An 11,968-nucleotide genomic window follows, 5' to 3' on the forward strand; every position below is an offset into this window, starting at 1 on the left:
ATTCTAGCTTCAATTTCTTCTTCAAAATATTTCAATTCCTACACCATTCATCCGCTAAAAACCATTAAATTTGCGCTTTTAAAATCGCATACACATGTACAGATCACATAGTTGTGGTGAATTAACATCATCACACATTACACAAGAAGTTACCTTATCAGGTTGGGTACAAAAGTCTAGAGATAAAGGATTTATGATTTGGGTCGATCTTCGCGATCGTTACGGAATCACACAATTAATCTTTGATGAAGAACGTACTCCAAAAACCGTTTTTGAAACTGCAAAAACACTAGGTAGAGAATTTGTGATCCAAGTCACAGGTGAGGTAATTGAACGTGTTTCTAAAAATCCTAATATGCCTACGGGAGATATTGAAATTTTAGTAAAAGAACTCAAGGTTTTAAACGCTTCACTATTGCCACCTTTTACCATTGAAAATGAAACTGACGGTGGAGAAGATATACGAATGAAATATCGCTACCTTGATATTCGTCGTAATCCTGTAAAAGACAGCTTAATATTTCGTCATAAAGTAACAATGGAAGTTCGTAAATACTTGTCTGAGCAAGAATTTATTGAAGTTGAAACACCATACTTAATCAAGTCGACACCTGAAGGTGCGCGTGATTTTGTAGTGCCTTCTCGTATGAATGAAGGACAATTTTATGCATTACCGCAATCGCCACAAACCTTCAAACAACTATTGATGGTTGGTGGAATGGACAAATATTTCCAGATTGTAAAATGTTTCCGTGATGAAGATTTACGTGCCGACAGACAACCAGAATTTACACAAATTGACTGCGAAATGGCGTTTGTAGAGCAAGAAGATATTTTAAATGTATTTGAAGGATTAACACGTCACTTACTAAAAGAAATTAAAGGAATTGATATTGAAAAATTCCCTAGAATGACGTTTGATCATGCTATGAAAACCTACGGAAATGACAAGCCCGATATTCGTTTTGGAATGGAATTCGGAGAATTAAATGAAGTAGCACAACATAAAGAATTCAAAGTATTCAATTCTGCCGAATTGGTAGTCGGAATTGCTGTTCCAGGTGGCGCAAGCTATACTCGTAAAGAAATTGACAAACTCATTGATTGGGTAAAACGTCCACAAGTTGGTGCATTAGGAATGGTATACGTAAAATGTAATGAAGATGGAAGTTTCAAATCTTCAGTAGATAAATTTTACAACCAAGAAGATTTAGCAAAATGGGCAGCAGCAACTGGCGCAAAAGCAGGTGATTTAATCTGTGTATTATCAGGAAATACCAATAAAGTACGTGCACAATTAAGTGCTTTACGTATGGAATTAGCAGAACGCTTAAACCTGCGTAATCCGGAAGAATTTGCACCGCTTTGGGTAATGGACTTCCCATTATTAGAGCTAGACGAAGAAACTGGACATTATCATGCAATGCACCATCCATTTACATCTCCAAAACCAGGTCAGTTAGAATTATTAGACACAAATCCTGGTGATGTAAAAGCAAACGCCTACGATTTAGTTTTAAACGGAAATGAAATTGGTGGTGGATCTATTCGTATTCACGATAAAGAAATGCAAGCGATCATGTTTAAGCATTTAGGATTTACCGAAGAAGAAGCAAAAGCACAGTTTGGTTTCTTAATGGATGCTTTCCAATACGGAGCGCCACCACATGGTGGATTGGCTTTCGGGTTGGATAGATTGGTTGCTATTTTAGGTGGACAAGAAACGATTCGTGATTTCATTGCCTTCCCGAAAAACAACTCTGGCCGTGATGTTATGATTGATGCGCCTGCACCAATTGACGATGAACAATTAAAAGAGTTAAGTATCAAATTAGATATACAAGCTTAATATAAAACATATAGAATAAAAAAGCCGTTTCAATATATATTGAAACGGCTTTTTTAGTAAAAACCATTACACAACGTTGTTTATACCAAAGCAATGGAAGTTTATACTGTTATTTTTGACTTACATATAAAATCTAAAATTGACTTTCTTTTTTTCCTTAGATTTATAAGATAAAACCAACACATGAAAATCTTCAAAATAATAATGGCTATTGTGGCTGTTTCAATCTTAGCTTTTGCAGGATTTCTAGGCTATTCATATTATAGCTATACCGAAGCTTTTGATACGGAAAACAAACCTTACAAAACCTATATTGGCTATATAGACTTAGAAAAAGCGTTGCTTAATGATACATATAAACTTTGTGATGAAGGCAGAATTTACAACACCTATAGTAGCGCAAGTTTAAAAGCGTATAAAGGTTCAAAAAAGCGTTTCCGCGATCATATAAATGCAACGTTTAACAATAACTCGTTTACAGATTCAGGGTATTTAAATTTTCGGTTTTTGGTGAATTGTGAAGGGAACGCAGGTTGGTTTGAAATTATTCAAATGAATTTAGATTTAGAAGAAACAACGCTCAACAAAACAATGGTAGATTCACTTTTTACCATTACATCAAACCCTGAAAACTGGGAAATTATTGAATATTACGACGCCCCAAGAAATTATTATATGTACATATCATACCGAATAGAGAATGGAAAAGTTACTGAAATTATCCCTTAGTATATGTTTAGTGGGGTTATTGTGTTCATGTGAAGACAATAAAAATACCAAAGAAGAAGCTATAACATGGTTCGAATATGGAATGTCGCATTATCAAGGAACATCAGAAAGTGTTAACGGGTTTGCTAAAGCTGTTGAACTAGATTCGACACATGCAGAGTCATGGCGAGAATTGTCAATTCCGTTCTTAAAGCGTGGTATCCCATATGAATGGAAAAAGTATATTGACAAAGCCGTTGAACTAGATCCTGTTACATGGCAAGGCTACAGAGGCTATAATTATTTATGGTTTTATCGCGATTATAAAAGTGCTATCGCAGACTTTGATGCAACCGATACTTTAACTCCTAATTTTATTGATGCTCCGCAAGGTCACAGTGTAGATTATTGGCGTGGCGTGGCGTATTTAGGGTTAAAAGATTACAAAAATTGCATTGCCTATTTTGACAAACACATTCAAAAAGAGATTGACGAAACTGGTGAAGATTGGGTAGAACATGAAGCATTTCTGTATAGAGGAATTGCACATTATGAAGCTGGGAAACTAACACACAACTTAGCTGTAGAAACAAAAAATGATGTACTGGCTTTGCAAGATTTCAATACATTATTAAAATACAATTCAGACTTTGCAGATGTCAAATACTTTAAAGCTTCTCTCCTATTTGATCAATGTATAAAGATTAGTGCTAAAATACACTTTGAACAAAAGATGCGTAGCAATAACTCCCGTGCCTCTTTTTTACAAAGTATTTTGAAAGACAAACATCAACAAGCATTAACTTTAGTTAATGAAGCCATTGAAAATTTCAATAACGGTTACTCTGACCAACGTCCATATGTAGAAACCATTCGTCAATTATATTGGGAAGATTATACAAACCTGAAAGCGAAATTGGAATCGATGCATTAGATTTGTACTTTTAAAGGTACACTAAGCATCAACTATGCCAACGAGCAAAAAATCATTATTTACCCGTTTTCTAATTTGGAGATACAAACATATCTCAAACAAAAATTTCGTTTTTATACTCAGCGTTTTAGTAGGTTTAGGTTCTGGATTGGTTGCTGTAACGATTAAAAACATTACTTTCTGGATTCAGGCATTGTTAGAAAATGGAATTATCTTTTCTAAAAATCAACTGTATTTCATTTTACCTCTTGTTGGACTCTTTTTAGTGTATCTAGTATTAAAATTTGTTTTCAAAAAGAAAACTGAACACGCTATTTCGTCCATTTTGTACGCCTTATCTAAACGTACAGGTATTATTGCCAATTATAAAATGTATGTGCCACTTATTACAGCACCATTAACGGTTGGTTTTGGTGGTTCTGTTGGACTGTTAGGTCCTGCTGTTGCTTCAGGTTCAGCTATAAGTTCTAACATTAGCAAGCTTTTTCATATTAATAGTAAAACCCGAATGTTATTGATTGGTTGTGCTGCTGCAGGCGCAATTTCTTCGATATTTAAATCCCCGATTGCAGCAATTATTTTTGCTATTGAAGTGTTTAGTTTAGACTTAACCTTAACTTCTTTAATACCATTATTACTAGCTTCTGTTTCTGCCGTTGTGACTTCCTATTTCTTTTTAGGGAATGAAAACTTATTCAATTTTACACTTTCAGAACAATTTCAATTAAGTGATATTCCTTTTTATGTTTTCTTAGGAATTGGAACTGCGTTTGCATCTATCTATTTTACTAAAATGCATTTTGCCATCACCAAATTCTTTGATCAATTTGAGCAGAAACTCAAAAAACTCATCATCGGTGGTTTGGCAATTGGCGTCATGCTGTACTTTATTCCTCCTTTATATGGAGAAGGTTTTGGATTTATCACCAATTTGCTCGATGGAAATCATATGGAAGCACTCGGAAAAACTCCTTTGGACAGATATACCGAAAATATATGGGTTGTCATTTTATTATTAGTCGGAATTACTATTTTTAAAGCCATTGCCATGACTACAACCTTTGCCGCTGGTGGTTCTGGTGGAATTTTCATCCCTACAATGGTGATGGGAAGTGCACTTGGAAATATTGTTGCCAAAGTAATTAATCAGTTTGGGTTTTCTGTTTCAGAAGCCAATTTCACATTAGTTGGTATGGCGGGATTAATTGCAGGAGTGTTGCATGCGCCATTAACAGCTATTTTCTTGATTGCAGAAATTACAGGTGGTTACGATTTGTTTGTTCCGCTAATGTTAACCTGCGCTATTTCGTTTCTAATCACAAAAAACCTATTAAGCTATACCATTTATACACGCGAACTTTCTGAAACTGGTGAATTGTTGACACATAACAAGGATGAAACGGTTTTAACCTTAATGGCGTTGGATAGTGTAATTGAGCAAAATTTTAGTAAAATTCAACCCGAAATGACGTTGGGAGAACTATTGCATAAAGCGGTGGCAAAATCAAAACGAAACTTATTTCCTGTCGTCGATGAAGATGAATTTTTAGTTGGAATTATTGTATTGGATGATATTCGCGAATTTATGTTTGATACGTCTTTGTACGATTCACTTTCGGTCAACGATTTTATGCATGCAGCACCCGATTATATTATTTATGAAGAAGATAATATGAAATCTGTGATGAAAAAATTTCAAGATAGTAGTGCTTGGAATTTGCCTGTTTTAAAAGAAGAAAAATATTACGGATTCGTTTCAAAATCTAAATTATTAACCGCATATAGAAGAAAGTTGATTACTTTTACACGGTAGATTTAAACATTATTACATGAGGTTATTAGTATGTACATTACTATTTTTAATGAATTTATCAATTATTCATTCTCAAGAGCTAACATCAATTGATAGAAATGGATTCTCTATAAAATTTCCAAATTCTTGGGAAGAAAAAAAAGTTCCTGATTACCTTATCTATATTATGGAATCGGACAAAAAATCATCTGACTTCTCTACAACTATAGGAATCCAAGAAACTAAAGAGGATGAAACACTAGAAGTATTTTCCAAGCAATATGAAATTGATTTATCCAATCATAAGAAATATAAAGATTTTAAAATCAAGGTAAGAAGAGAATTGATGTACGGAAATAGAAAAGCTATTCGATATTTTTGTACAGCAACAGTCTCGCATATTCCAGTAGAAATTATGGCTATTGCAATTCAAAATAAAGGTAAAATTATCTTAGTTACAACTACTGCATATTGGCTTAAACCTTCTAGTGAAACAGGAATTTTTTTACAATTACTCAAAAAAACTGAAAAAATACTTAACTCTATAGAAATAGAACAGTAGTATTATTTACTTTAAAAATAAACAAATGAAATATATTCTTATCATACTCATCATCATCTTATCGGGCACGGTAATTTTTGCTTACAACTATGAATTTTCTGAAGAAAACTTTGAGCAAAAGGTAATTGGAATCTGCATTTTGGTATTTTCTTTTATTTGGATGCCGCTATTTATTTACTATCGATATAAAGATAAAAAGAGAGAAGATTTTATACTTACAAATGAAAATTTGAAAGAAATGAACGACTTTGCTCGAAAAGAATAACACAAAAAACACTATCGATTGTATTGAATATGCATTAAAAGTGCTAACTTAGATACCTATTAATTTTATTTTTTATCACAAATGACTGGTACAGTTAAATTTTTCAACGAAGACAAAGGCTTTGGATTCATTACCAACGACGACACAGGAAGGGACATTTTTGTTCACGTATCTAACTTAAACGGCTTAGTTTTAAACGAAGGCGATAACGTTTCATACGAAGAAGAAGAAGGACGAAAAGGAATGGTGGCAGCACAAGTACAAATTATTGAATAGTACTTTTCCAAACCACTTTCACAATTTCACGCGCAATGTTTATTGCGCGTTTTTTTATGAATTCAAATTTCGCTTTTGCAGAAAAAAACGTTTCATCAATGTTGAAGCTTCTTCTGCCATTACTCCACCTTTCATTATTGTTTTTGGATGTAATTTTGTATTTAACTGAATACAGCCGCGTTCTTCATCACGTGCGCCGTAGACAATATTTGAAATTTGACTCCAATACAACGCGCCCGCACACATTTGACAAGGTTCTAAGGTAACATATAACGTACATCTTTTTAAATATTTTCCACCCAAAAAGTTAGCCGCCGCAGTAATAGCTTGCATTTCTGCATGCGCAGTTACATCAGTTAAGGTTTCCGTTAAGTTATGTCCGCGTGCAATGACTCTATTATCAATTACAATAACAGCGCCTACAGGAACTTCACCTTTTTCAAATGCCATTTCTGCTTCTTGCAGCGCTTTTTTCATAAAATAATTATCGTCGTAGATGCTTTCTAGATTCATAGGAATAGATTCTACAGTAAAACTACTAAGTTTTTAGCGAACCAACTTCAAAAATCGTAGTTTTGTAGTTGTACAATTATACATGAAAAATTTACTTTCACATATTTATTCTCCCGTCGATTTACGGAAACTTTCTAAGGAAGATTTATCACAAGTTGCAAAAGAGTTACGTGAATTTATTATTGATATCGTCTCTGTAAAAGAAGGACATTTAGGCGCTAGTTTAGGTGTCGTAGATTTGACAATCGCACTCCATTATGTATTTAATACTCCAAATGATTTACTCGTTTGGGATGTTGGCCATCAAGCATATGGACATAAGATTTTAACGGAACGAAGAGAAATTTTTCATACTAATAGACGAAAAAATGGTATTTCTGGCTTTCCAAAACGTGATGAAAGTGAATATGACACTTTTGGTGTTGGGCATTCGTCTACAGCAATTTCTGCCGCTTTAGGAATGGCAATTGCCTCTAAGTTACGAGCAGATTTTAGTAAACAACATATTGCCGTTGTTGGCGACGCTTCTATTGCAAGTGGAATGGCGTTTGAAGCCATGAACCATGCAGGAGTTACTGATACAAATATTTTGATCATTCTGAATGATAACGCTATTGGAATTGATCCTAGTGTTGGTGCATTGAAAATGTATTTAACCAATGTAAAGAAAGGAACTCAAAAACAAGATAATATTTTTGAAGCCTTAAATTTTGAGTATTCTGGACCCATTGACGGACATGATATTTTAGGTATTGTTACTGAATTAGAACGTTTGAAAACTGTAAAAGGTCCAAAGTTTTTGCATGTTATTACTACGAAAGGAAAAGGATTGCGTAAAGCTGAAGAAGATCAGGTAAGGTATCATGCACCAGGAAAGTTTGATAGACTTACAGGAGAATTAGCTCCGAAAAACACAGCACATTTGCCACCAAAGTTTCAAGATGTTTTTGGGCATACGATTGTTGAACTTGCAGAAAAGAATGAACAAATTGTTGGTATTACGCCAGCCATGCCTACAGGAAGTTCGTTAAAGTTTATGATGGAAGCAATTCCTGATAGAGCTTTTGATGTTGGTATTGCCGAGCAACACGCCGTTACACTTGCAGCCGGAATGGCAACACAAGGCTTGATTCCATTTTGCAATGTATATTCTACTTTTTTACAACGTGCTTATGATCAAGTGATACACGATGTCGCTTTGCAAAATCTACCTGTGGTTTTTTGTTTGGACCGAGCCGGATTGGTAGGTCAGGATGGCGCTACACATCACGGAGTGTTTGATATTGCTTATTTACGTTGCATTCCAAACCTTATCATCTTTGCGCCTTTACATGAAGTTTCTTTACGAAATATCATGTATACAGCTCAGCTAGGTTTGCAACATCCGATTGCGATTCGATATCCAAGAGGTCGCGGAATGTTAACAGATTGGAAACAGCCTTTTGAAGAAATCGAAATTGGAAAAGGGCGTTATATTAAGGAAGGAACACATATTGCTGTTTTGAGCATTGGCGCTATTGGGTTTTCCGCAATAGAAGCTACGAAGGAGTTTGACTTATCAAAAAGAATTGCACTGTTTGATATGCAGTTTGTAAAACCACTAGATGAGACTTTGCTACATAAAGTATTTACTAATTTTAAAACTATTGTTACACTAGAAGATGGTGTCATTACAGGTGGTTTTGGAAGTAGCATTACTGAATTTGCTATACATCACGGTTATACAAATACGATTAAAATACTCGGAATTCCTGATCACTTTATTGAACATGGAACCGTGGAAGAATTACACGAAACCTGTGGTATTTCGAAAGATGCAATTAAAGAGTTGTTGATTTCTTTGTTGTAGGTTTAATTTAGTTATTATTATCTTGATGTTAGAGAGAAGCGTCAGGAATATAGATTTAAAGTTTATTAATTATTACATCAATACATAGTCAAATCTTCAAATCAATTTCACTTTTGAAAGTTTGTTTCTGTCTTCTTTCTTGGTGAAAAAGAAACAAAAAATCAATCCTCTCAGCAGGAAATTGCTATGCACCATTCATTCACTAATCTACATGCATTACGCTACGCATAGCACTTCCGATTGCTCATTCATTATTTCTTCTGATAAGCGAAAATCTTTTTTATATACAATTGAATTATTGAAAAGAGTATAGAGCATTTTTAAGTATGTTCATAAATTCACAGAAAAAAATCAACAAATAAACATTACTATTTTATTTAATTACAATTTTTTGCGTTTGAACGTGATTATTTTGCTGAACTTTAAGAATGTATACACCTGAACTTAAGCCTTGTAGATTCAAATTGGCTGGTGTGTTTTTTGTAAGATTTAAGGTTTGACTGTAAACGTTTTTCCCTGATAAAGAATATACTAGAAGAGTAGTTTTTCCGTTTTCATTCGCGTTAAGCGTCACATTTCCATCAGAAATGGTAGGATAGATTTTAAAATCATTTTCAGTTATAAATTCTGGAGTTTTTAAGGTTCCTGATAGGAATTTACCTGTAAATTGTCCTCGTCCATACGTTGAAGCTAATACTGTATTGTCTGAAGTTCGAAGGTCTAAATCTAAAACTGAAACCGCACGCATTCCATTGTCTGATCGTGTCCAAGTAGGTGAACTTGTGTCAAAGTTTTGCGATTGCCAAACACCTAAGTCTGTTCCTATAATAACTTGTGATCCGGCAGTTATGATCGGATTTATCAGAATACTTTTTACAGGCATATCAGGAAGATTTCCTTCTTTGTTTTCCCAAGAGACACCTTTATTTTGAGAAAACCACACATTAGTTACTCCATAATTATGAAACGTTACCAGTAATTCGTTTTCATTCAAACCAAATTCAATATCAGAGATACTCCCTACAAAATTTGCATCACTTATGTTCGTATATGTTGGTGTTTGCGTATGTGCATTTTCAATTTTAAGCAGCTTACCGTTTTTTAAACCCGCATATAATGTTTGTCCATCAGCAGAAATTTTTAATGCTGTAGGCGCGTTATCAATTAGCGAATTTGTTAAATTGAAAGTAACTACATTACCATTGCCTCCATTTACATTTGAGTGTTGTCCAATTTGATAAGTTCCCGTAGATGTTGAAGCGTTTGTATATAAAATATTGAGCGTTTTGTCTAATTCTGCTGCATTTACAAATTCGCCTTCACGAAAACTTGATACGTTTGATTCAAATGCAATGAAATATCCAACACCAATATTAAAAGAAGGATATGGAACATATGCATGATTGAGAAATGGAAATGAAATGACAGCATATCCGTCATCTTCGTCAATTTCTATATACGCGCCATCTCCAGAAATGATAGAAGAAAAATTATTTATTCCTACGGCAGCATCAATCGCAGATAAACTTCCATGATCTTGCGTTCCGCCTGCAATATCGTCTCCATCAATGATGTCATCTTGCGCAATTGCACCACTATAAAACTGTGTTACATTGTAATCTTTTACTCTTTTTTCCAATGCATTTGCATCATTGACCGCAGTAGAAAAATTATCACTATAATATACACCTCCGTCGTTTCCAATAACTGCTTGATTGTTGTTGTTTGGTCTAAAAACTATTGCATGTTGATCTGGATGGACTAATGAAGCTGTGATATTTTGCAATCCATTAGTGTTTCTCCATTTTGAGATTTGATCCCAATTATTATTTGTAGTGTTATACTTGAATAAATCGATTCCACCTACATATAGGTTATCATTTTCATCTACTTCCACAACTAAGTCGTAAAACGCTTGTTTTCGGGTGAAATCTGTAGCAAGAATTCCACTATCGGCGTCATTTGGCTCCGTCATTGCGCTTACAGTATCAAAGTTATCAGTTGTAAAAAACACATCTACTTCACTGTTTATTTCTGCTAAAATCCAGAATGTTCCTGGCGTTGTTGATGAAGGTTCTATTTCTGTACGTTTAGCTCCTGGAACAGTATATTTTTGTTGAAATGTGACTCCGTCAGATGACGTATATATTTGTCCGCCAAAGTTATTGAAGAAATCACCTGTAGTTGTCAACCAAATATCGTTATTCAGGTCAATTTCTATATCGTTTGGATTTCGGTATAATCCGCTTGTATATTGTATTGGAAAACGTGACCAATTGCTTCCACCATCATCTGACTTGTATAATCCACGTTCATCGTATCCTAATACATTAAATGGAGAATCAGCACTTTTGTATACGGCACTTGCTACTGAAGCGTATAATTCTGTAAACCCGTTGTTGTTTCGCGCTACTAAATCGTTTATATAAAATACACCATCTACATAGTGTGCAGCGCCATCAACTGATGATGTTCCGTAGTTACCGCCAAATATTTGTTGCCATGTGTTTCCACTATCTGTGGATTTGTAGATTCCGTTTCCGACAGCATCACCTGATATGTATGATTCGCCCGAACCTAAGTATAATATATTTGCAGCATTTGGATCTGCTATAATTACTGAAACAGATATATTATCAGGTAAACCTGTTACTAATTGCCAAGATTCATTTGCATCAGTAATATCATTATTTACCCATAATCCTCCCGAGACACTTCCTGCAAAGACACGTGTGTAATCGTCTGCTGGGTTTGCATTATTTATGTCATTCGGATCGAATAGAATAGCACGTGTACGTCCTCCAATGTTATTAGGACCTCTTTCTTCCCAAGCATTGTCATACGCATCTCCTGGCAAGCGTTCTTGTAAGTTTTGATTTGCTAATTGTTCTTGTATGCGTACTAATGCTTCTGGAGTTGGTCTTCCTAAACTGGGATTCATAGTGAGTTCCCATTGTTGTTCAAAGTATGCGTTTGGCGGTAAGCCTTGTAGTTTTCGTTCTTGGCGTGATAAGTTTTTTGAAGCCAAAAATGGACTGTTTTCTAAATAGTATGCGTGTGTTTCTTGTATACTTTTTTCAGGAACTTCTTCTTTTTGGGACTCCTTTTTACTTTTACTATTTAGCACGTAGCCTACGATTGCTAGAAATAGTAGTATATAAAATATCCTTCTCTTTTTTGTTCTGTCCATATGTATAGATCGATTTTCCAAGAGAAGGAT

The 11,968-nt window shown here is 34.5% G+C and carries 10 protein-coding genes; 8 read left to right on the top strand and 2 right to left on the bottom strand.

Features of this window, described 5'->3' with window-relative positions; translation table 11 throughout:
- The first annotated feature begins 94 nt into the window (after window positions 1-94).
- From aspS to Q0828_RS17480, 7 genes are all read left to right on the top strand, one after another.
- Window positions 95-1,849 carry an aspartate--tRNA ligase gene (aspS, locus tag Q0828_RS17450; RefSeq protein ID WP_298424063.1) on the top strand — a complete coding sequence of 585 codons (1,755 nt, stop codon included), beginning with the start codon at window positions 95-97 and terminating at the stop codon, window positions 1,847-1,849.
- 183 nt (window positions 1,850-2,032) lie between these two features.
- The gene (locus Q0828_RS17455) at window positions 2,033-2,578 is read left to right on the top strand and encodes a hypothetical protein (protein WP_298424066.1); all 546 of its coding nucleotides are present in this window, start codon (window positions 2,033-2,035) and stop codon (window positions 2,576-2,578) included.
- Complete coding sequence (locus Q0828_RS17460) at window positions 2,550-3,491, top strand: hypothetical protein (protein ID WP_298424069.1); 942 nt, start codon at window positions 2,550-2,552, stop codon at window positions 3,489-3,491. The genes Q0828_RS17455 and Q0828_RS17460 overlap by 29 nt, the downstream gene beginning before the upstream one ends.
- Before the next feature lie 34 nt (window positions 3,492-3,525).
- Entirely contained in the window at window positions 3,526-5,304 is a 1,779-nt protein-coding gene (locus Q0828_RS17465; protein WP_298424071.1) for a chloride channel protein, read from the top strand.
- Window positions 5,305-5,320: 16 nt separating this feature from the next.
- Window positions 5,321-5,845, top strand: coding sequence for a hypothetical protein (locus Q0828_RS17470; protein WP_298424074.1), 525 nt, complete (start codon window positions 5,321-5,323; stop codon window positions 5,843-5,845).
- Between the two features lie 25 nt (window positions 5,846-5,870).
- On the top strand, window positions 5,871-6,110 hold the full coding sequence (locus Q0828_RS17475) for a hypothetical protein (protein WP_298424077.1): 240 nt from the start codon (window positions 5,871-5,873) through the stop codon (window positions 6,108-6,110).
- An 81-nt stretch (window positions 6,111-6,191) separates the two neighbouring features.
- On the top strand, window positions 6,192-6,386 hold the full coding sequence (locus Q0828_RS17480) for a cold-shock protein (protein WP_298424079.1): 195 nt from the start codon (window positions 6,192-6,194) through the stop codon (window positions 6,384-6,386).
- Window positions 6,387-6,440: 54 nt separating this feature from the next.
- On the opposite strand, the gene Q0828_RS17485 is transcribed toward Q0828_RS17480, so the two are convergent.
- A complete protein-coding gene (locus tag Q0828_RS17485) occupies window positions 6,441-6,899 on the bottom strand; it encodes a nucleoside deaminase (protein WP_298424081.1) in 459 nt (152 codons plus the stop codon).
- Window positions 6,900-6,981: 82 nt separating this feature from the next.
- Between Q0828_RS17485 and Q0828_RS17490 the strand changes: the two genes are divergently transcribed.
- Window positions 6,982-8,748 carry a 1-deoxy-D-xylulose-5-phosphate synthase gene (locus Q0828_RS17490; protein ID WP_298424084.1) on the top strand — a complete coding sequence of 589 codons (1,767 nt, stop codon included), beginning with the start codon at window positions 6,982-6,984 and terminating at the stop codon, window positions 8,746-8,748.
- A gap of 373 nt (window positions 8,749-9,121) precedes the next feature.
- On the opposite strand, the gene Q0828_RS17495 is transcribed toward Q0828_RS17490, so the two are convergent.
- A complete protein-coding gene (locus Q0828_RS17495; protein WP_298424087.1) occupies window positions 9,122-11,938 on the bottom strand; it encodes a T9SS type A sorting domain-containing protein in 2,817 nt (938 codons plus the stop codon).
- Window positions 11,939-11,968: the final 30 nt, after the last annotated feature.

It is taken from the genome of uncultured Kordia sp., assembly GCF_947496985.1.
In the GTDB taxonomy this organism is placed as follows: Bacteria; Bacteroidota; Bacteroidia; order Flavobacteriales; family Flavobacteriaceae; genus Kordia.

Excerpts from the sequence above, each read along its gene's own strand:
- aspS (WP_298424063.1), top strand. The coding sequence starts at position 95 with ATGTACAGATCACATAGTTGTGGTGAATTAACATCATCACACATTACA.
- Q0828_RS17455 (WP_298424066.1), top strand. The coding sequence starts at position 2,033 with ATGAAAATCTTCAAAATAATAATGGCTATTGTGGCTGTTTCAATCTTA.
- Q0828_RS17460 (WP_298424069.1), top strand. The coding sequence starts at position 2,550 with ATGGAAAAGTTACTGAAATTATCCCTTAGTATATGTTTAGTGGGGTTA.
- Q0828_RS17465 (WP_298424071.1), top strand. The coding sequence starts at position 3,526 with ATGCCAACGAGCAAAAAATCATTATTTACCCGTTTTCTAATTTGGAGA.
- Q0828_RS17470 (WP_298424074.1), top strand. The coding sequence starts at position 5,321 with ATGAGGTTATTAGTATGTACATTACTATTTTTAATGAATTTATCAATT.
- Q0828_RS17475 (WP_298424077.1), top strand. The coding sequence starts at position 5,871 with ATGAAATATATTCTTATCATACTCATCATCATCTTATCGGGCACGGTA.
- Q0828_RS17480 (WP_298424079.1), top strand. The coding sequence starts at position 6,192 with ATGACTGGTACAGTTAAATTTTTCAACGAAGACAAAGGCTTTGGATTC.
- Q0828_RS17485 (WP_298424081.1), bottom strand. The coding sequence starts at position 6,899 with ATGAATCTAGAAAGCATCTACGACGATAATTATTTTATGAAAAAAGCG.
- Q0828_RS17490 (WP_298424084.1), top strand. The coding sequence starts at position 6,982 with ATGAAAAATTTACTTTCACATATTTATTCTCCCGTCGATTTACGGAAA.
- Q0828_RS17495 (WP_298424087.1), bottom strand. The coding sequence starts at position 11,938 with ATGGACAGAACAAAAAAGAGAAGGATATTTTATATACTACTATTTCTA.